This window comes from Krasilnikovia sp. MM14-A1259 (genome assembly GCF_047159535.1).
Lineage (GTDB): Bacteria > Actinomycetota > Actinomycetes > Mycobacteriales > Micromonosporaceae > Actinoplanes.
The window spans coordinates 6,710,126-6,731,024 of the sequence record NZ_BAAGAJ010000002.1; the positions used below are offsets into that span (position 1 = coordinate 6,710,126).

At 71.4% G+C, this 20,899-nt stretch carries 16 protein-coding genes; 9 read left to right on the forward strand and 7 right to left on the reverse strand.

Going from position 1 to position 20,899, the window contains the following annotated elements; translation table 11 throughout:
• Window positions 1–44: 44 nt before the first annotated feature.
• The 4 genes from ACMCNK_RS30590 (at window position 45) to ACMCNK_RS30605 (ending at window position 3,321) form a co-directional block, all read left to right on the forward strand.
• Entirely contained in the window at window positions 45–581 is a 537-nt protein-coding gene (locus ACMCNK_RS30590; RefSeq protein WP_412739801.1) for a YlcI/YnfO family protein, read from the forward strand.
• Between the two features lie 92 nt (window positions 582–673).
• A complete protein-coding gene (locus ACMCNK_RS30595) occupies window positions 674–1,522 on the forward strand; it encodes a DUF4097 family beta strand repeat-containing protein (RefSeq protein WP_412739802.1) in 849 nt (282 codons plus the stop codon).
• A gap of 27 nt (window positions 1,523–1,549) precedes the next feature.
• Entirely contained in the window at window positions 1,550–2,509 is a 960-nt protein-coding gene (locus ACMCNK_RS30600) for an ATP-binding cassette domain-containing protein (protein WP_412739803.1), read from the forward strand.
• Window positions 2,506–3,321: an ABC transporter permease gene (locus ACMCNK_RS30605; protein WP_412739804.1), complete on the forward strand. Its 816-nt coding sequence runs from the start codon at window positions 2,506–2,508 to the stop codon at window positions 3,319–3,321. Before ACMCNK_RS30600 ends, ACMCNK_RS30605 begins: the two co-directional genes overlap by 4 nt.
• A 1-nt stretch (window position 3,322) precedes the next feature.
• On the opposite strand, the gene ACMCNK_RS30610 is transcribed toward ACMCNK_RS30605, so the two are convergent.
• Both ACMCNK_RS30610 and ACMCNK_RS30615 read right to left on the reverse strand, forming a co-directional pair.
• The gene (locus ACMCNK_RS30610) at window positions 3,323–4,924 is read right to left on the reverse strand and encodes a diguanylate cyclase (protein WP_412739805.1); all 1,602 of its coding nucleotides are present in this window, start codon (window positions 4,922–4,924) and stop codon (window positions 3,323–3,325) included.
• 97 nt (window positions 4,925–5,021) lie between these two features.
• Window positions 5,022–6,455, reverse strand: coding sequence for a GGDEF domain-containing protein (locus ACMCNK_RS30615; protein WP_412739806.1), 1,434 nt, complete (start codon window positions 6,453–6,455; stop codon window positions 5,022–5,024).
• A 202-nt stretch (window positions 6,456–6,657) separates the two neighbouring features.
• Here ACMCNK_RS30615 and ACMCNK_RS30620 point away from each other — a divergent pair, with 202 nt between their 5' ends.
• From ACMCNK_RS30620 to ACMCNK_RS30635, 4 genes are all read left to right on the forward strand, one after another.
• Window positions 6,658–7,677 (forward strand): BMP family lipoprotein, encoded by a 1,020-nt coding sequence (locus tag ACMCNK_RS30620; protein ID WP_412739807.1) that lies wholly within the window; start codon window positions 6,658–6,660, stop codon window positions 7,675–7,677.
• A 190-nt stretch (window positions 7,678–7,867) separates the two neighbouring features.
• Window positions 7,868–9,103, forward strand: a complete 1,236-nt coding sequence (locus tag ACMCNK_RS30625; protein ID WP_412739808.1) for a serine hydrolase domain-containing protein — start codon at window positions 7,868–7,870, stop codon at window positions 9,101–9,103.
• A gap of 193 nt (window positions 9,104–9,296) precedes the next feature.
• Entirely contained in the window at window positions 9,297–11,426 is a 2,130-nt protein-coding gene (locus tag ACMCNK_RS30630; protein ID WP_412739809.1) for an ATP-binding protein, read from the forward strand.
• A gap of 112 nt (window positions 11,427–11,538) precedes the next feature.
• Window positions 11,539–14,334 (forward strand): PAS domain S-box protein, encoded by a 2,796-nt coding sequence (locus ACMCNK_RS30635; protein WP_412739810.1) that lies wholly within the window; start codon window positions 11,539–11,541, stop codon window positions 14,332–14,334.
• A gap of 21 nt (window positions 14,335–14,355) precedes the next feature.
• On the opposite strand, the gene ACMCNK_RS30640 is transcribed toward ACMCNK_RS30635, so the two are convergent.
• The 5 genes from ACMCNK_RS30640 to ACMCNK_RS30660 all read right to left on the reverse strand — a co-directional run bounded on the left by ACMCNK_RS30640 (window position 14,356) and on the right by ACMCNK_RS30660 (window position 19,095).
• A complete protein-coding gene (locus ACMCNK_RS30640) occupies window positions 14,356–15,381 on the reverse strand; it encodes a 3-oxoacyl-ACP synthase III family protein (RefSeq protein ID WP_412739811.1) in 1,026 nt (341 codons plus the stop codon).
• Window positions 15,378–16,031: an SRPBCC family protein gene (locus ACMCNK_RS30645; protein WP_412739812.1), complete on the reverse strand. Its 654-nt coding sequence runs from the start codon at window positions 16,029–16,031 to the stop codon at window positions 15,378–15,380. Before ACMCNK_RS30645 ends, ACMCNK_RS30640 begins: the two co-directional genes overlap by 4 nt.
• Window positions 16,003–17,706 (reverse strand): thiamine pyrophosphate-binding protein, encoded by a 1,704-nt coding sequence (locus ACMCNK_RS30650; RefSeq protein ID WP_412739813.1) that lies wholly within the window; start codon window positions 17,704–17,706, stop codon window positions 16,003–16,005. Before ACMCNK_RS30650 ends, ACMCNK_RS30645 begins: the two co-directional genes overlap by 29 nt.
• A gap of 6 nt (window positions 17,707–17,712) precedes the next feature.
• On the reverse strand, window positions 17,713–18,714 hold the full coding sequence (locus tag ACMCNK_RS30655; protein WP_412739814.1) for a GlxA family transcriptional regulator: 1,002 nt from the start codon (window positions 18,712–18,714) through the stop codon (window positions 17,713–17,715).
• Between the two features lie 87 nt (window positions 18,715–18,801).
• The gene (locus ACMCNK_RS30660) at window positions 18,802–19,095 is read right to left on the reverse strand and encodes a hypothetical protein (RefSeq protein WP_412739815.1); all 294 of its coding nucleotides are present in this window, start codon (window positions 19,093–19,095) and stop codon (window positions 18,802–18,804) included.
• 159 nt (window positions 19,096–19,254) lie between these two features.
• Between ACMCNK_RS30660 and ACMCNK_RS30665 the strand changes: the two genes are divergently transcribed.
• Window positions 19,255–20,868, forward strand: coding sequence for a M1 family metallopeptidase (locus tag ACMCNK_RS30665; protein ID WP_412739816.1), 1,614 nt, complete (start codon window positions 19,255–19,257; stop codon window positions 20,866–20,868).
• Window positions 20,869–20,899 lie beyond the last annotated feature (31 nt).

Sequence of the window (20,899 nt, forward strand, 5' to 3'; positions counted from 1 at the left end):
CAAAGTCTCTTGCAGTGGTGCCATCTGTGTGCCACCATGGCACCATGGACTTGACCACGTATGTGAGCAACCTCGGACGTGAGTTCGCCACGCTTGCCGACGCCGGCGGCGAGGAGGCGCGTGCGCTGGTCGAGCGCCTGACCGGGCCGCTCGAATCCGCGATCCGGATGACGCTGCTCGACGCGCTGTCGGCCGCCACCGAGGAGATCACCCGGGATCTCGCCCCGGGCTCGGTGGAGCTGCGCCTGCGCGGCCGTGACCCGAACTTCGTCGTGACCCCACCGCCCACCGATCCACCCGGGCTCGCGGCCGACGACACCGCCACGCCGGCAAGCCGCGCGCCGGACACCGAGCTGCTGATCGCCGAGGAAGGCCCCGCTGCGCGGATCAACGTACGTCTGCCCGAGCAGCTCAAGGCAGCGATCGAGGAGGCCGCAGCCAAGGAGGGGCGTTCGGTGAACGCCTGGCTGGTCCGGGCGGCCGCCACCGCCCTGCAGCGGCCGGAGCCCACCACCGAGCGGCCCGAGCAACGCGGCAGCGCCAGACGCAGCAAGCAGGGTTTCACCGGCTGGGTGCGCTGACCGCGCCGTTCGCCGTCGCCACACCACGCTTCTTCACACCGCGTCCCCCGGCCTGCGGGGACGACTCACCCACCCATGATGCGGGGACAACCATGCCACAGTACGAAACGCCCGGACCGATCTCCGTCACGCTCGAACTCGGCGTCGGCGACGTACGGATAGTTGCCGGCGACCGCACCGACACGATCGTCGAGGTCCGCCCGAGCGACGACGCCAACGAATTCGATGTGAAAGCCGCCCAGCAGATCCGCGTCGACTACAACGACGGAGTGCTGCGGGTGACCGGCCCGAAGGCGCGCCCCTTCGACTACGCCCGCAACCGGCTCAAGTCGGCCGACGTCACCATCGAGCTGCCCGGCGGCTCGCAGATCTCGGCCGAGATGCAGATGGGTGACATCCGCTCCGCCGGCCCGCTCGGCGCGTGCCGGCTCAAGACCTCCGGCGGCAACGTCCAGCTCGACCGGACCGGCCCGCTGCGCCTGAGCACCTCCGCCGGCCACGTCACCGTCGCCGCCGTCGCCGGCAACGCCGAGATCTCCACCGGGACCGGCCGGGTCGAGGTCGGCGAGGTGGAAGGCACCGCGGTGGTCAAGAACTCCAACGGCGACACCACGATCGGCGCGGTCACCGACGACGTACGGGTGCGGGCCGCCAACGGCGACATCCAGGTCGAACGCGCGGGTGCCGGCGTCGACGCGAAGTCGTCCAACGGCAGTATCCGCCTCGGCCGGGTGGCGCGCGGCTCGATCGTCGTCGGCACCGCCATGGGCGACCTGGACATCGGCATCGCCGAGGGCACCGCCGCCTGGCTGGAGGTCAACACCGCGTTCGGGCAGGTGCGCAACCTGATGGACGACATCACCCGGCCCGACGAGACCGACCAGACCGTCGAGGTACGCGGCCGCACCTCGTACGGCGACATCACCGTCCACCGCTCCTGATCCACCCCGGCCCGCAGAGAGGGAATCATGACCACCACGCAATCCCGGGCGGCGATCGTCGCGACCGGGCTACGGAAGTCGTTCGGCGACCAGCTCGTGCTCAACGGCGTCGATCTGCACGTGCCACGAGGCACAGTTTTCGCGCTGCTCGGCGCGAACGGTGCTGGGAAGACCACGACCGTAAAAATTCTGTCCACATTGGTCGGTGCGGACGCCGGTGACGTCCAGGTCGCCGGGCATGACCTCGCCCGCGAGCCGGACGCGGTGCGCGCCGCGATCGGTGTCACCGGCCAGTTCTCCGCGGTGGACAAGCTGCTCACCGGCGAGGAGAACCTGCGGTTGATGGCGGATCTGCACCACCTCACCCGCGACGACGGCCGCAGGCGCGCAACCCGGCTGCTCGCCCGGTTCGGCCTGACCGAGGCGGCGGGCAAGCCCGCCTCCACGTACTCCGGGGGGATGTTGCGGCGGCTGGACCTGGCGATGACTCTGGTCGGCAGCCCGCAAGTGATCTTCCTCGACGAGCCGACCACCGGGCTCGATCCGCGCAGCCGCCGGGACATGTGGCAGATCGTCCGCGACCTGGTGGCCGACGGCGTCACCATCTTTCTGACCACACAGTATCTGGAAGAGGCGGACGAACTGGCCGACCGGATCGCGGTCCTGGACGGCGGCCGGGTCGTCGCCGAAGGCACCGCGGAGGAACTGAAGCGCCGCATCCCCGGCGGACACATCCGTCTGCGGTTCGCCGACCCGCAGGGCCTCGACGCGGCCCTGAAGGTGCTGGGTCAGGCTTCGCACGACGCCGACGCGCTCACCCTGCGGGTGCCCAGCGACGGCAGCCTGCGCTCGCTCAAGGCGCTGATCGGACGGCTCGACGACCGGGCCGTCGAGGTCGACGAACTGTCCGTGCACACCCCGGATCTCGATGACGTGTTCCTCGCCATCACCGGCAACCCCGACGACGAGAAGGTGAGCGCCCGATGAGCTCCGACGCCCTTACCGGCCCCGCGCCGGCGAGCCTCCGTTTCCATCCGCTGCGCGACTCGGCGACGATGCTGCGCCGCAATCTCAAGCGCATGCTGCGGTACCCGTCGATGACGGTGACGCTGGTGGCGATGCCCGTGGTCTTCCTGCTGCTGTTCGTCTACGTGTTCGGCGGCACGCTCGGCGCTGGGCTCGGTGCGGCCGACGGTCGCGCCGCGTACGCCAATTACGTGGCGCCCGCGATCATCCTGATGACCATCACCGCCACGGTCCAGGGGACCGCGATCTCGATCGCCATGGACATGACCGAAGGCATCATCGCCCGGTTCCGTACGATGCACATCGCCCGCGTCTCGGTGCTCACCGGGCACGTCCTGGGCAGCGTGATCCAGGCGATGTTCAGCGTGACGATCGTGATCGGTGTCGCGTTGCTGGTCGGCTTCCGGCCCGCCGCCGGGCTGGGCGGGTGGCTGGCGACGGCCGGCTTCCTGGTGGTGGTGACGTTCGCGCTCGTGTGGTTGGCCGTGGCGCTCGGCCAGGTCAGCCAGAGCGTCGAGACCGCGAGCAACCTGCCCATGCCGCTCGTCCTGCTGCCGTTCCTCAGCAGCGGGTTCGTCCCGACCGAATCCATGCCGGCCGGTCTGCGCTGGTTCGCCGAGCACCAGCCGTTCACGCCGATCATCGAAACCCTGCGGGGTCTGCTGATGGGCACGCCGATCGGCAACGACGGGTGGATCGCGCTCGGCTGGTGCGCGGCCATCGCGGCGGGCGGATACCTGTGGTCGAAACGGCTGTTCAACCGCGAGTCGTGAGTCAGGGAACGTGGCGGTCGCGGTAAGCGCGCTGCAAGGGCTCGGGCTCGGTTCCGGCCACGACCCGGTTGCGCCCGGACTTCTTCGCCGCGTACAGGTTGCGGTCGGCGGTGGCCAGCGCCGCCGACTGGCTCCGCGGTGAGGTCTCGCTGACCCCGGCGACGCCGATGCTGACCGTGACGGGCAGGCCGTTCGTGGCGCCGTGCCAGTCGAACTCAGCGATCGCGCGGCGGATCCCGTCGAGGTGACCGGTGGCCGGCGTGACCGGGGTCGCGGGAAGCACCAGCAGGAACTCCTCGCCGCCGAGGCGGGCGACGAACCCCTCCGGGGCCACCGCCGCAAGTTCGGTCTCCAGCAGCTTGGCGACCTGCACCAGCACCTGGTCGCCGGTGTCGTGGGAGAGCTTGTCGTTGATCTGTTTGAAATGGTCGATGTCCGCGATCGCCACGGCGAGGTCGGGATCGCCGGCGATCAGCGCGGAAAGTTCCTCGTCGACGAAGCGGCGGTTCCGCAGCCCGGTCAGCGGATCGCGGCGGGCCTGCTCCCGGAACCGGTCGGCCTCCTCGCGCGCCTCGGCGGTTTCGAACATGGCCTGCCGGGCCAGCACCTTGGCCTGCTCCTGGCGGGCACGCAGGCTCTCCTTGGCCGCCACGAAGACCTTCTGGGCGGCGAACGCCTCGGCGTACTGGCCGCGGGCGGCGTGCAGTTCGGACTGTTCCTGATGCACGCGGACCAGGATCCCGTGCAGCTCCCGGTCGACGCACAGGTCGCGGGCGGCGTCCAGGCTCTCCTGAGCCCGGTCGGTGGCGCCGGTCCCGCGCTGGGCACGGGCGAGGTTGAGCAGGTACTCGGCCAGGTCGTCGGCGTTGTCGCTCTCCCCGGCGTCGCGCCTCGCGATGCAGGTCAGCATGGTCTGCTCGGCCTGGGCGTACTCGCCGCTCTCGATCTGGATCACGCCGATCGTGTCCAGCTGCGCGAGCTCGAGGTCGAACCCGTGTTCGGCGGCGTGCGCCAGCATCCGGTCGGCGACGTCCCGGGCCCGCGGGAAGCTGCCGTTCTCGTACTCGGAGACGGCCCAGTTGTTCAGCACCATGGTGAGCTGCTCCCACTGGTGCAGCTCCCGGGCCAGCGCCTCGGCCTGGCGGAAACGCGGCCGTGCCGCGTCCATGTCACCGTTGTCGGCCAGCGCGTCGGCCAGCGTGCAGCGATACCAGACCTGCATGTACGGGGTGGCGGTCTCGTCGAGCAGTTCGACCGCGCTCAGCGCGTGTTCCAGGCGCATGGCCGTGTCGCCGGTCAGCCGCTTGATGTACGCCCAGGACAGATGGGTGCGGGCCTGCAACCGGCGATCGCCGTGCTGAAGAGCCCACTCGTGGATGTCGTGGACCTGCTTGGTGGCCGCCGCCACGTCGCCGGTCCGTCTGAGCATGTTGGCGTGCACGAGGCGGGCGCGGGCGATGAGCATCTCGTCGCCCAGGGCGGTGGCCTGCCGTTCGAGCTCCACCGCGGCGACGTAGCCGGCCTCGGCGTGCACGGTGACCTGCTCCTCCTGCGCCAGCAGGGCCGCCGACAGCCGGTCAGCGTCAATCAGTGCGCCGTCCACGAGTCCACCTCCCGCCGTCCTCCGCCTCATCGGTCCGGGCGGGCGGCGCTGAAGCAGTCGGGGGACCTTGCTACGCCATGACAACCGGCGGGCGGGTTCAGCGGGCGACGCGGTCCCGTTCGGCCTGCTTCTGCTGGTACATGCGGCGGTCGACGAGGCTCATGGCGGCGCTCAGTTCGCTGGTCTCGTGCGGCAGCACGACCAGCCCGTGCGACGCCGTGACCGGTACGCGGTCGTGGTCCGCGCGCAGGGCCTGGTTCACCAGGGACATCAGCGCGTCGGGGCTGTCGATGTCCGACGCGCGGGCGAGGACGCAGAACTCGTCGCCGCCGATCCGGTACGCCCCTCCGCGGCCCTCGAGCGCCTCCGACAGTCCCTTCCCGAGGCGGGCGAGCAGCGTGTCCCCGGCGGGGTGCCCCAGCGTGTCGTTGTAGGCCTTGAAGCCGTTGAGGTCGCTGAGCGTGAGGTACAGCGGATCGTCCGCACTGCACTTGGGCAGCAGGACGGCGAGGTCGGCTTCCAGCCGGCGGCGGTTGCGCAGGCCGGTGAGCGGGTCGGTGTTGGCAGCCCGGACGAGCGCGGACTGGCTCTTGCGCAGCATGATCACCGCGTACACGATGATCAGGGCCGCGGTGAGGACGACGACGCCGGGCAGCACGCCGACGCCCGTGAAAACGCCGGGTGCGCCCGGCGCGATGGTCACCACGTACCAGTGGTTGTCGTTGCCGACCTCGGAGGGCACCCGCTGGTACGCGGCCTGGCGGCCGTCGATCTTCATCAAGCCCGCGTCGTCCCAGTTGCCCAGCAGCGGGGAGAACTGCCGGTTGCCCGGATCGCCCAGCGGCGTGCCGGCGGTCTGCGGGCGGGCGCTGTCGATGACGACCGCGCCGCTGTTCGCGTCGACGACCAGCAGGCGTCCGTTCCCGTCGTCCAGCTCGCGGCGGAAGCCGTCGACGGTGATCTCGAATTGCACCATCGCGTGCTTGATGTGGTCGGGCATGAGCACCTGGGTCCCGCTGGAGATGACCCAGTCGCCGTCGGCGGCCGACCGGTACGGCCGGGACTGGCGCACCACGCCCGGGGAGACGCCGAAGACCGGCGCGAAGTACGGCGCGGTGCGGCTGTTCTGGGGCAGCTTGTCGCGGGCGACCGGCTCGCCGTGCACCACGGCGGCGTTGGTGACGCCGGAGACGTCGAGGAAAGCGGCGGTGCCGGTCCGGTCGGCGTACATCCGGCCCATGTGGGCGAGGTCCTGGTTGACCCGTTCGACGATCTGGTCGGTCGGCTTGGCCTTCAGCGGGAGCTGGCCGTGGTCGCCGTACATCTCCCCGCCGTAGTAGTCGACGAACGAGTAGTTGCGGCCGCTGAGCTCGACGATCGTGCTGGCACGTTCGAAGAACTCGCTCATCTTGTGCGAGCCGACCGCGGAGCGCTGGGCGAGTTCGGACTGTTCCGTCTTGAGCGCGCTGGCCCGCCCCGACGCGGCGCTGCCGAGCGCTGCGATCATGAAGATGAGCGCAGCCGTCAGCATCACGACGGTGGAACGCCTTACTGCACTCAACGGAACCTCTTCGCGCGGTCAAGAAGTCTTATGACTTCTAAGGCTCACATCGGTCGTACGTTTTCCGATATGAGGACAACCGGCACGGGTCGGTGAGCGTCGTCGGAAAGGATCCAGTGCGGTGTCCGGCACATTGGCACGTAAATCAGTCGTTCTTGCAGCGGTTGCGCTGGTGACCCTCGCCGCGGCGGGCTGCGGGAAGGCCTCCTCCGGCCAGCCTGCGGCCGCCCACAAGGCGATCACGGTCGGCCTCGCGTACGACATCGGCGGGCGTGGGGACAAGTCGTTCAACGACGCCGCCGCAGCCGGGCTGGAGAAGGCCAAGACGAGCCTCGACGTCCAGATCAAGGAGCTCGAGGCACTGCAGAGCGAGGACGACGACGCCCGGTACGGCCGCCTGAAGCTGCTCTGTGACGCCGGTTACAAGGCCGTCGTCGCGGTCGGTTTCGTGTACGCCGGGAACGACCCGGCCAACGGCCCGCTGGCGCGCGCCGCGCACGACTGCCCGAACACGAAGTTCGCCGCGGTCGACGTCGACACCGTGCACGCCCCGAACCTCACCAACCTGGTCTTCGCGGACGACCAGGGCTCGTTCCTCATGGGCGCGGCCGCCGCGCTCAAGAGCAAGACCGGCAAGGTCGGTTTCGTGGGCGGCTGCACCCTGCCGCTGATCAAGCGGTTCGAGGTCGGGTTCACGGCCGGGGTCAAGGCCGTACGCGCGTCCGCGGGAGTGGCGGTCAAGTATCTGTCGACGCCGCAGCACGCCTGCTCCGGATTCATCAACCCGACCGCCGGCCAGGCGGCCGCGGCCAAGATGTACGCCGGTGGCGCCGACGTCGTCTACCACGCCGCGGGCGGCTCCGGCCTGGGTGTCTTCCGGGCCGCGAAGGCGAGCGGCAAGTGGGCCCTGGGGGTCGACTCCGACCAGTACCAGCTGGTGCCGCCGGAGCTGCGCGACGTCATCCTCAGTTCCATGATCAAGCGGGTGGACACGGCAGTGTTCGAATTCATCAAGTCGGTCAGCGAGGACAAGTTCACCGCCGGCACGGTGACGTTCGGCCTGCGCAGCGACGGCATCGAGTACGCCACCTCCGGCGGCAAGGTGGACGACATCAAGCCTCAGCTGGACGCGTTCGAGCAGCAGCTCAGTGACGGGAAGATCGTCATTCCGGGCGCGGCGGCGGCGAGCTAGGCGCGCTAGGCGCGCGGGCACCGATCGGTGCCCAAACAGATCGGTGCCCAGACAGACGGAAGGCCGGGCATCCACGGGGGGAGATGTCCGGCCGTTCCGTCGTCAATGAAACCACGGACGGCACCTCAGTGCCAGCCCCCAGGGCCGGGTACGGAAGCGGAGTTTTCGGACGGCGGGTAGGTTGGCCGCCATGTCGATGATCGAAGCGGATCTGTTGCCCGAGACCCGGCGCGCTCTGGTGCACCGGCTAGCCACCGGCCAGGTGCAGGGACGGGCGCCCTCGGTGGTCGCCGCCGTGGTGCGCAGCGGCCGTCCGGTGTGGATGCACGGCTGGGGCCAGGTGGACGGTGTCGTGCCGGACGGCGACACCCAGTACCGGATCGGCTCGATCACCAAGACGTTCGTGGCGGTGCTGGTGTTGCGGCTGCGCGACGAGGGCCTGCTCGACCTGTCCGACCCGCTGGACCGGCACCTGCCCGGTACGCCGGTGGGTGAGGCGACCGTCGGCGCCCTTCTCGCGCACACCGCCGGCCTGGCCGCGGAACCTCCCGGCCCGTGGTGGGAGCGCACCCCGGGCGCCCTGCGGCCCGAGCTCGCCGACGTGCTCGGCAAGGACCCGCAGCTGCTTCCCGCCGGTCAGCGCCACCACTACTCCAATCCGGGGTACGCGCTGCTCGGCGCGCTCGTCGAGCGGATCCGGGGCGACGCGTGGGACCGGGTGCTGCAGCGGGAGGTGCTGGCGCCGCTCGGGATGACCCGGACGACCATGCACCAGGTCGCGCCGCACGCCCGTGGTTGGGCGGTGCACCCGTGGGCCGACGTACTGCTGCCCGAACCCGACGTGGACACCGGCCGGATGTCGCCGGCGGGGCAGTTGTGGTCCACGGCCGCGGACCTGGCCCGGTTCGCGGCGTTCCTCCTCGACGGTGACCCGCGGGTGCTGAACCCGGATTCGGTCGCGCAGATGCGGGTGCCCGCCTGCCCGCCGGAGGCGACCGCGTGGGACAGCGGCTACGGGCTCGGCACCCAGCTGCTGCGCCGCGACGGCCGCCTGCTGGCCGGGCACACCGGCTCGTTGCCGGGTTTCGTGGCTACGGTCTGGACCAGCGCCGACGAGGACCTCGGTGTCGTCGCGCTGGGCAACGTGACCTCCGGCCTGCCCATCGGTGGGCTCGCCGCCGACCTGCTGCAGACGGTCGCCGTCCGGGAGCCGCGGATCCCGGAGCCGTGGCGCCCGCTGCCGACGGTCGATCCGGCCCTGCTGGATCTCGCGGGGCCGTGGTACTGGGGGCCGTCGCCGTACGTGCTGCGGCCGCAGGCCGACGGCTGCCTGGAGCTGGCCGCGCTGGCCGGTTGGGCGGAGCACCCGGCTGCGCCCGACCGGCGACGGGCGGTGGGAGGGGCTCAGCGGCTATTTCACCGGTGAGCCGCTCCGGGTCGTCCGCGATGCCGCGGGCGTGGTGACCCACCTCGATGTCGCCACGTTCGTCTTCACCCGGCAGCCCTACGACCCCGCGGCGCCGGTGCCGGGCGGGGTGGACCCGGCGGGCTGGCGGGCGGGTTGAGTTGGCGGCTCTGTCCGGGTATACGGCATAGGCCGGAAGGGTAACCTTTATCACGTGGCGAAGCACGGTCGCAGGTCCTCCTCCGCGGCCGATGCATCGATCGATCCTTCGGTGCGCGGCGATGCGCTGGCGGAGCTCAAGCGGAACCCCGGCGCGGCGGCTCACGTCACCGCCGACCGGCTCGCCGCCCTGACGGCCCGGGCCGCCGCCGCTCCCATCGCGATGATCCATCTGGCCGAGGGCTCCTGGATGCGGCTGATGGGTGCCTGGGCGGTGCCCGAGGCGCTCCCGCGGATGGAGGCGGTGCCCGCTTCGCTCACGCTGTCCGGCCTGGTGATCAAGCACGGTTTCCCGTTGATGATCGAGAACGTGCAGGAGGATGCCCGCGTCCCGGCCGACGCCCCGGCCCGGGCCCTGGGGATCCGTTCCTATATCGGCTTCCCGGTCCGTGACCCCGGCGGACAGATCGTCGGTGTGTGCGCGGTGATGGACACGCGCCCGCGGCACTGGGACTCGGAGGAACTCGCCGCGGTCGACGAGGCCGCCCAGACGTGCACCGCTCTGGTCGGCCAGCGGTACGCCCGCCAGGAGATCGAGGAGCAGCGCAGCTTCCTGGACACGCTGCTGAACAGCCTGGACACCGGCGTCATGGCCTGCGACGCGCAGGGTCACCTGGTGCTGGTGAACCGGTCGTTGCGGGAGCGGATCGGGGTCGCCCCCATCGACCAGCCCGCGGAGCGGTGGCTGCCGGTGCTGCCGGTGACGCGGCCGGACGGGCAGCCGTTCCCGGCCGACGAGGTGCCGGTGCTGCGAGCCCTGGACGGGGAGCAGGTCCACGGCGTGGAACACGTCGCCACCAGCCCCGACGGCGGGCGGCGGCTGTTCGCGGTCAACGCCCATCCGATCACCAACGCGGACGGGAAGAGACTCGGCGCGGTGTCGGTGTTCCACGACATCACCGCCCGCCGCCGTGCGGAACGGTTCCGCGGGTGCGAGCTGGCGGTCACGCTCGCCCTGAACGAGGCCACGACCGTCGAGGAGGCCGCGCCGCGGGTGCTGGAGGCGGTCGCGGGCACGCTCGGCTGGCCGTACGCGGAACTGTGGCTGGTCGAACCGACCCCGGGCGGCGAGGTGCTGCGCCACATCGACCGGTACCGGGGGCCCAGCATGGACATCGACCTGCCCGTGCCGGTGCGTCTGATGCCCGGGGAGGGCCTGGCCGGTGCGGCATGGCAGCGCGCCGAGCCGGTGTGGCAGACCGAGGGCGGCCCGGCGACCTTCATCGAGCCCGCGGACCTGTACGGGCTGCGCACCGCGCTCGCGCTGCCGATCTCCTCCGGCGGCCGGACTCTGGCGGTGATGACGTTGTTCACCGACCAGGACGAGGACCGGCAGGACGCCCTCGTCGCCCTGCTGTCCGGCATTGCCGCACACCTCGGGCAGTTCATCGAACGGCGCCGCGCCGAGGAACTCCAGAACGCCCTGTCCGCCAGCAAGGACGAGTACCTGCACCTGGTCGGGCATGAGCTGCGTACCCCGTTGACCGTGATCGCCGCGTACGTGGAGTTGATCGAGGAGGCCGACCCGGCGACCACCCTGGCCGAGGCCGCGCCGATGACCGCGGCGATCCGCCGCGGCAGCGACCGGCTGCGTCGTCTCGTGGAAGCCCTGCTGGATCTGTCCGCTCTGGATTCCGGCCAGGCCGAGGTCCGCCAGGATCCGATCGACTTCTCCGGGGTGGTCGCCGGGGTGGTCGACGTGGTGCGGGCGGCCGCCGCCCGCAAGCAGCTGGACATCGTCGCGGATCTTCCGGCGGAACTGCCCGTGATCGGCGACCGGGAGCGGCTGGGCCAGATGGTGGCGGAGCTGCTGACCAACGCGAGTACGTTCAGCGCGGCGGGCGGGCGGATCGACGTCCGGTTGTCGCGCGTCGACGACATGGCCGAGTTGATCGTCTCGGACACCGGGGCGGGCATCCCCGCGGACGAGCGTCCGCACGTCTTCCGGCGCTTCTACCGCGGGCAGATCACCACCGAGCAGGCGATCCCCGGCGCCGGGCTGGGCCTGCCCGTGGCGCAGCTGATCGCGCAACGTCACCACGGTGAGATCACCGTGCTGCACAGCAGCGCCGATACGGGGACCACCATGCGTGCGTGTATCCCGGCGGAGTCCGCGACGCCATGATCCGCGGCACCAGAGCTGAGAGTAACTGACACATCACTCTCAGGTTCCTGGCGAGCCCGCCGAATCGTAGGACGGATCTGTGGTCTCGGTTCCGAGCGGCGGTGGGGGCAGCATGAGCGAGCGGGTGGCGGTTCTGCCGCAGGCGCACGCGTACGGCGCAGAGCAGGCCGCGTTCCACGCCAGCCCGGTCGCCATGGCGATCCTGGACGAAAACTACCGGTTTGTACAGGTAAATCCGGCGTTCTGCGAGCTGGTGAAGCGGGACGCCCCGGACCTTCTCGGCGTCGAATGCGTGACCCTGACGCACCCCGACGATCTCGGCGTCCGCGAGTCGGCCCGTGCCGCGGCCAGCGGAGACCCGGCCGCCGTGATCAGCTACGAGCAGCGGTTCGTGCGCCGCGCCGGTGACACCGTCTGGGCCCGGATCACCCTGATCCCGATCCCCGGGCCGCAGGGCCTCGGCTACCGGCTGGTCCAGGTCGAGGACCTCACCGGCCGCCGCCGCGACGAGGCCCGCGCCACCCGGCACAGCCAGATCCTGCTCGCCACGATCAACGCGCAGCGCGCCGTGACCGCCGCCTCCCACGACCGTGGCCAGGTGCTTGAGGTCGTCGCGGACCAGGCGATGAAGGCGTTCCCGTCCGCCGACGGCGCCGTGGTGGAACTGGTCGTCGGCGACGATCTCGACTACGTGGCCGCGATCGGCACGCTGTCCGGGCACCTGGGGACCCGGCTGCCGATCGAAGGGTCGCTGTCCGGCGTGGCCATGTCGCAGCGTACGACGGTGCAATGCCACGACAGCGAAACCGACCCCCGGGTCAACCGGGAAGTCTGCCGGCGGGTCGGCCTGCGCTCGATGTGCGTCGCCCCGCTGTTCAGCGGCGACCGGCCGATCGGCGTACTGAAGATCTCCAGCGCCGAGGTGGACGCGTTCGACGACGGCGACGTTTATCAGATCGAACTCCTGGCCGGCAGCCTCAGTGCCGCACTGCGCCACGCCGAGGAGTACGCGCGCAACGCCACCCTGCTCGCCGAACGCACCGGTGCGCTGGCCGCGCTGGAGGCCAGCGAGCAGCGGTTCCGGGTCGCGTTCGACAACTCGCCGCTGGGCATGGTGCTGACCAGCCTCGACCCGGCGAACCGGGGCGCGTTCCTGCAGGCCAACCCGGCGATGGCCGCGATCACCGGTTACCCGGTCGAGCAGCTCGTCCGGATGCACGCGTCCGACCTGCAGCACCCCGACGACGTCGCCGACACCATGCGTACGGTGGCGCGGCTCGCCTCCGGCGAGGTCGACACGGCCACGATAGAGAAGCGGTACCGCCACGCCGACGGGCACATCCTGTGGGTGCGCATCCGCACCGCGGTGGCCCACGACGGGCAGTCCCCGTCGGGGTACCTGGTGAGCCAGATCGAGGACGTCACCGCCGCCCGCGCCGCCCAGGCCCAGCTCCGCCGCCAGGCGCGCCTGCTCGAACTGATGCCCGCCGCCGTCATCGTCCGCGACCTGGACGGCACGGTCCGCTGGTGGAACGCCGGTGCGGAGGCCACGTACGGGTGGCCGGCGAGCGCCGCCCACGGCAAGGTCACCCACCGGCTGCTGGCCACCGCGTTCCCCGGTGGCTCCAGCCCGGCGGAGCAGACGGACATCCTGCGCCGTGACGGGGTGTGGGACGGCGAGCTCGACCACCTCACCGCGGACGGCCGGACGATCACGGTGCTCAGCCGCCAGGTCCTGCAGGACGCGCTCGACGGCACCGCCACCGTGCTGGAGATCAACACTGACATCACCGCGGTCCGCGAGGCGCAGGCCGCCATGCACCAGAGCGAGCAGCGGTTTCGTGCCCAGTTCACGCACTCCGCGGTCGGGCAGATCGTCCGCGCGCTCGACGGCACCTTGCTGGACGTCAACCCGGCCTTCGCCGCGATGCTGGGCCGCGCCACCGCGGACCTGATCGGCAACCCCACCGACGCGCTGCTGCACCCCGACACCGCCGCCGACATGCGCCACCAGGTCGCCGACCTGTACGGCGGGGAACGTGACGCCTACAGCCACGAAGGCCGGGTCCGCCACGCCGACGGCCACTGGATCGACGTCGAGGCCACGGTGTCCCTGGTACGCGACACCGACGGCCGCCCGCTGCACCTCATCGGCGTGTTCGTCGACATCTCGGCCCGCAAGTCGGCCGAACAGGCCCGCGACGCCGCCGCGGCCGAACTCGCCGACCGCAACACCGAACTCGAAGCGGCCAACCAGCTCAAGCTGGACCTCATCGGCATGCTGGGCCACGAGATCGGCACCCCGCTGACCTCGATCCTCGGGTATGCCGAAGTGGCCACCGAATCCTGGACGACGCTGACCGAGGATCGCCGGCACCAGCTCCTCGACAGCATCCACCGCAACGCCCGGCGCCTCGACGTCATCGTCCGGGAGGTGCTGGCCCTCGTCGCGGTCGACGCCGGTCGCCTCACCGCGCACCCTCAGCCGGTGGAACTGCGCGAACACCTGTGGGCGGCGGTCCTGCACAGCCCTGGCTCCCGGCAACCCGACATCGACTGCCCTCCGGAACTCACCGCGCTGGCGCAGCCCGGCCACCTCGACCAGATCCTGGCGAACCTGCTCTCCAACGCCGACAAGTACGGCGGCGGCGCCACCCGCATCGCCGCCCGGCGCCTCGACGACCACGTCGAGATCGCGGTCGAGGACCGCGGGCCCGGGGTGCCGGCGCAGTTCCGGGAGCATCTGTTCGACCGGTTCACCCGCGCCGACAGCACCGCGGGCACGGTCCGGGGGACCGGCCTGGGGTTGTACATCGTGCGCGAACTCGCCCGGGCCAACCGCGGCGACATCCGCTACGAGCCCGGCGACGACGCGGGTTCCGTCTTCGTGGTCCGTCTGCCCCACTGAACCGGGACCGGCCGCCCCGGTTCAGTGGGTCCAGCGGACGGCGGCGGCGCCCGCGAAGTCCCCGGCGTGGGCGAATCCACCGAGGACGACCAGGTCCCCGTCGCCGACCCGGCCCTGCCGGATCGCCCGGTCCAGCGTGACCGGGATGGCCGCGCCGAACAGGTTCCCGCAGTCGTCGAACGTGTCGGGATGCCGCTGCGCCGACACCCCCAGCCGCTCGTGCCACGTACGCAGGAACGTCCGGTTGGGTTGGTTGGTCACCAGTACGTCCACATCGGCCGGTGTGGCGCCGATGCGACCGCACAACTCCCGTACGACGTCGGGGACCAGGCGGTTGCCGCGTTCCAGCACCTGGGTCACCCCGTCGGAGGTGAACCCGATGCGGATCTCGGAGCTGCCGGGCTGCCAGTACTTGCGGCCGTCGTCGAGCTCGTGGCGCATCTGCCCGGCGTACTCGCCGAGGTGCCGGGTGGTCACGTCCAGCACCGGGCGTTCCGCGGAGGTGGTCAGGTAGCCGACGCCGCACCCGTCGCCCGGGATCGCCGCCTGCGCCATCCGCCGCACCTGCGGCTGGATGAACCACTGCCCGGCCACGTTCTGGGCATTGCAGATCAGCGCGCGCCGCGCGGTCGTGGTGGTGAGGATCTGCCGGGCGAGCTTCAGCATGTACACGAACGAGGCGCACCCGGCGTTGGCGACGTCGATCAGCCACTCCGGGCGCAGGCCCAGCCGCTGCGCCACCTCGGTGCCCGCACCCACGAACGGCACGTCCGGCAGCTGGCTGTGCACCAGCAGCACGTCGACCGCGCGGATGTCGTCGGCGCCGTGCCGGTCGATCAGCGGCTGCGCCGCCCGTTCGATCAGGTCCACGTTGGATTCGTCGGGCGCCGCATGATGGCGCCACCGGGGGACCCGGAACATCGCGTTGTCTCGCAGCTGGTCCTGCGCGCCGGGCACCTCGGTGTAGAACTCGGCGGGCACGGGAGCCCCGGGCAGATAGCCCGCCACATCGGTGAGGCTGACCGTACGCGCCGGTGACGCGATCACCGTCCCACCAGGGTGGCCGGCGCCACGGAGACCGGGCTCCCGCTGTGGTGGCGGTGCTCCAGGATCGTCTTGAGGTTCGCCATCTCCAGCGTGTGTCCGGCGTAGAACAGGTCCCAGAACGCGCCCACCCACGGCCGGTCCGGTGCGGGGGCCAGCTCGGGGTGCGGGTTGTCGTCGTAGTACGGGTGCCGGCAGTTCGTCCACAGGATCACGGAGCCCGGGCGGCCGAGCACGAGCTCGGCGGGCACCACCCGGATCAGGTAGATCATCCACAGAGTGTCGGCCTGGTCCCAGGCACAGTGGTAGTCGACCGTCATGGCCTGCTCGTTCGCGGCCACGCGGCAGTAGATGCGGGTCCCCGGTGCCAGCCGGTCGTCGCCCATCCACAGGCCGGGCGTCCCGGTCGGCCCGAAATCGCGCAGACTGTACGTCCACTCCTCCAGGTGGTGACCCTGGCGCAGGTACGCGAAGACCTGCTCGGGCGGGCAGTCGACGTACTGCTCGATCGTGCAGTAGCGCCCGTACACCTGCTCGTGCGGGTATGCCGGCTCGGTCATCGCCGCGCACCGGGCGATCACCTCGTCGCGTCCGGTGTTCTCCACCCGGATCAGGCCCGGGATGTCAGCCGGCAGGGATGGGTTCGGGTTCATCGATGGTCTCCTCGGCGTCGGCCGGATGCCGGCCGTCAACGGTCAGGAACGGCTGGAACGGGGGGATCTCGTGCGGGTCGAGGTCCACGGCCACGAATGCAGGCCCGCGACCGGGGTCGTTGCCGTGCAGCAGCGCGGCTCGCACCTGCGCGGCATCACCCGGCCGGGCCACCGGCAGGCTGGGGAACGCGGCCGCCACCCCGGCACCGATGTCGGTCGGCCGGAACAGGTTGTAGCTGTACGCGTCGCCGTAGAACAGCTGCTCCCGGGTCACGCACATGCCGTGTGCGTTGTTGTTGAAGATCACGAAGGTGACCGGTGCGCCGTACTCGATCGCGGTGTGCACCTCCATGCCGTGCATGAAGAACGCGCCGTCGCCGGCCAGCACATAGGTCCGCTGCCCGGTGGCGAGCGCCGCGCCGATCCCGGCGCCGAACGCGTACCCCATGCCCCCCATGCCGACCGCGACGACGAAGCGTCCCCGCCGCGGCGCGGGCAGCAGGTGGATCGCCGCGGCCCCGGCGTTCCCGGCGTCCACGAAGACGTGCCCGTCGTCGGGCAGGGCCGCCGCGACCGCGGCCACGGCGTCGATCGCCGACATCCGGTCCGGCCCGCCGGTCACGGCGCGGCCGACGACCGGCAGCGGGACGGGTCCGTCGTGCGGCGGGCACGGCCGGGCCCCGGCCGGCAGCCGCGCGGTGACATCGCGCAGCACGGTACGCAGGTCGCCGCGCAGCGCGACGCCCGACACGTACGGCGGTTCCGGGTCGATGCACACCACGAGCGCGCAGCCCAGCGCCGCCTCCAGAGCGCCGCGGGCCATCGCCGGCCAGCGCGTGCCGATCAGCAGGCACACGTCGGCCCGGCGCAGGCAGTCGGCGACGTTGGGATGGCCCATGACCCCGGCGACCCCGGCGAAGCGGGCGTCGGTGTTGTCGAACACGTCCTTGGCGTCCGGGGTGACCGCCACCCACGCGCCGAGCCGCCCGGCCAGTTCGGCCAGGTCCGCCCGGGCGTGCCCGGCGGCCACCCCTTCACCCGCGATGACCAGGACCCGCTGGGCGCCGTGCAGCGCCCGGACCACGCGGTCGCGTACCTCCCGGTCCACGCGGTCCGGCAGCGGCAGGGCCGGGGGTACCGGCGCCGCCGCGACCTGGGCCTGCTGCACGTCCTTGGGCAGCAGGAGTACCGCGGGGCCGCGCGGGTGCCGCAGCGCCGCCGCGATCGCCCGCGGCAGCAGCTCGGGGATCTGGCCGGCGTCCTCGACCCGGGCGCAGAACCGGGAGACCGGCGCGAACAGCCGGTGCGCGTCCAGGCTGCCCGCCATTCCGCTGGAGTCCTGGAACGCGCCGCGGCCCTGCTGTGCCATCGGCGGCTGACCCACCAGCGCCAGCAGCGGGACCCGCGACGCGTACGCCTCCGCCAGTCCCGGCAGCAGGTTCATCGCCCCGCCGCCCGAGGTGGCCGCGACCACCCCGAGCCGTCCGGTGGCCCGGGCGTACCCGTCGGCCATCGTGGCCGCGGAGAACTCGTGCTTGGCCACCACCGCGCGGATCGGTGGGCCTGCGGCGTACAGCGCGTCGTACAGGTCCTCGATGTTCGCGCCGCCCACACCGAAGACGTGGTCCACACCGGCTCCGGTCAGTTCCCGGACGAGGAAGTCCACCAGTCGCACGGCCGCCTACCTCGCCGGGGCGGCCTCGGCGAAGGAGCTCGCCGAGATCGTCTGGAAGCGATGGCGGTACTCGGCCGGGGTGACCTCCAGCGCCCGCCCGAACGAGCGGAAGAACGTCTCCGGGGCGCCGAAGCCGCACCGGCGGGCCACCTGCCGGATCGGCAGGTCCGTGGTCTCCAGCAGCTTGCGCGCGTGGGCGATGCGCATCCGTTCCAGGTACTGGCCCGGCGTCATGCCGACCTCGCGGCGGAAGACCCGGGCGAAGTTGCGGGCGCTCATGTTGGCGTGCGCGGCGATCTGCGACACCGAGACCGGCCGGTCCAGGTTGTCCAGGATCCACTCCTGCGCCTCACGGATCGGGCTGGTGTCCGCGAACTGGGCATCCAGCAGCGCGCTGACCTGCGACTCGCCGCCGTGGCGGCGGAAGAACAGCACCAGGAAGCGGGCCAGTTCCAGCGCGAACGCCGCGCCGTGGTCCTCCTCCACCAGCGCCAGCGTCATGTCGATGCCGGTGGACACCCCGGCGGAGGTGATGAACGGCTCGTCCCACACGAAGATCGAGTCGGACTCGACCGTCACCTCCGGATACCGCCGGGCCAGGTCGTCGGTGTACGCCCAATGCGTGGTAGCCCGGCGGCCGTTGAGCAGGCCCGCCTCGGCGAGCAGGAACGACCCGCCGCACACCGAGGTCACCCGCCGTGAGCGCCCGGCCGCCTTCCCGATCCAGGACACCAGGGCCCGGTCGGCGAGCGTGTCGTGCAGCCCCCAGCCGCCCGGCACCAGCAGCGTGTCGATCGGCCCCTCGCCGGCCTCCAGCGGGTCGGCCGCGATGACCACACCGGAGCAGGTGCGCACCAGCGGGGCGGCGGGGGACACGAAGTCGATCCGGTACCCGGACTCCGCGTCACCGAGCAACCGGTTGGCCGTATCCAGCACCTCGACCGGGCCCGTGACGTCGAGCGCCTGGCAACCCTCGTAGGTGACAATCACAATCCGTCGATGCGTCACGACCCCAGCCTGTCGTGCCAGGCGTATCGGCAGCAATGCCAAGGAATTGCCGATTCCTGCCACCGGCCGGGTCGTCCAGGGTCGTGATCAGACTCCGCGGTAGCCGGGGATCTGCCGGCGCTGGGTGGCGCTCGCGGCCCAGTGACTGATGTCCAGCAGGCCGGCGAAGACGACCCAGAACCAGCCCCACCCGGTCAGACCGACACCCGGGGTGTAGAGCACCACGTAGATCAGCGTCGCGAACGGCAGGAAGATGATCCCGAGCAGCGGGAAGATCCAGGTGTCGAACGCGGTGTTCACCAGGACCGGCCGCGCGATCCAGATGATGAACAGGGCCAGCCGCGGGAAGACCCCCGCGAACAGCGCGAACAGGCACCCCATGTCGCCACCTCCAGCCACCGGTCGTGTCGCGATCATCACGCCCGGCGGCCCGGCGGGCGTCACCCGCCACGGATGATTACGGGTACGCCCCGGCCACCATCGAGGTGCAGGTCGGCAAATCGATGGACGTGTCGTATCTCACGGGTAACGTCGGCGACCATGACATCGTTGTCTCGTACCCGCCGCACGGCCGGCGGACTGACCACACTGGTGGCGCTCGGCGCCACCGCCGTCCTGGGACTGACCGCCGCCCCCGCGTACGCTGCGGGTCCACCCCCGACACCGGGCGCCTCCGGCCTCGGTGACCGGTTGTATCCCCTGCTCGGCAACGGCGGCTACGACGTTCAGGACTACGACCTCAGCCTCCGCTATCCCAAGAAGGATCCCCGGCAGACGGTCACCGGCGACGTGACCATCACCGCGCTCGCGACCCAGTTCCTGTCCCGGTTCGATCTGGACTTCGGCGGCGGCTCGGTCGGCGGTGTCTCCGTCAACGGGCACCGCGCCGCGTTCACGCGCTCCGGCGACGAGCTGGTCATCACCCCGAAGTCCCCGCTGCCCAAGGGCCGGCCGTTCCGGGTCACGGTCACCGGGTTCACCGCGACCCCGGTGGAGCCGGACGCGGACGCGCCGGTCGGCTTCGTCACCACCCCCGACGGCACGGTCCTGGCGGGCCAGCCCGCCTCGTCGCACCTGCTGTTCCCCAGCAACGACCATCCGCGCGACAAGGCGACGTACACGATCCGGCTCACCGCGCCGGCCGGCTGGACGGCCACGGCGAACGGCACCCCGCTCGGCGGCCGGCAGCACGGCGACTACGCGGTCTCCACGTTCCGCGAGTCGCAGCCCATGGCCAGCGAGCTCGTGCAGATCGCGGTCGGCGACTTCCTCGTGCAGCGGCAGCCGGCGGTGCACGGCGTGCGGATCCGCGACGTCGTGCCGCGCCGGCTCGCGGACACCCTGCTGCCGAAGATCGCGGTCGAGCGGGACCAGGTGGCCTGGATGGAGCAGCAGGTCGGGCCGTACCCGTTCGGGAACTACGGCTCGCTGGTCATCGACGGCAACCTCGGCTTCGCGCTGGAGACGCAGACGCTGTCGCTGTACGACACGTCGCTGTTCGCCGCGCCGAAGTTCGTGCTCGACCCGGTGATGGCGCACGAGCTGGCCCACCAGTGGTTCGGCGACAGCGTGGCACCGCAGTCCTGGAGCGACGTCTGGCAGAACGAGGGCCACGCCACGTGGTACGAGCTGCTCTACGCCGAGCAGACCGGCGTCTTCAAGCAGTACACCGACTTCGACAACCGCGAGGCGCTGTTCAAGTCCGTCTACGCCCGCGGCGACCAGTGGCGCGACCGCTGGGGTCCGGTGGCCCGGCCGTCCGGAGCGGCGTCGATCTGGGACGTGTTCAACCCGAACGTCTACTACGGCGGCGCACTCGCGCTGTACGCGTTGCAGCAGAAGATCGGCGTGGACCGTTTCCGGGAACTGGAGCGGGCCTGGGTGCGGATGAACATGGGCAAGTCCGCGTCCACGGACGACTTCATCGCGCTGGCGTCGCGGATCGCCCACCGCGACCTGCGCACGTTCCTGATCGCCTGGCTGTACGGGACGAAGACCCCGCCGATGCCCGGCCACCCGGACTGGACGGTGACGGCCACGCCCGCCACATCCACCAAGGACAGCTCCGCCAAGAGCAGCGCGGCCGTTCGCGCCCAGCTCGGCACCGACGAGGTGACCCGGCACCTGCAGCGGCTGATGCGCGCGAGCCACTGACGGCCGAGCGCCCCGGCGGGTTCGACCCTCG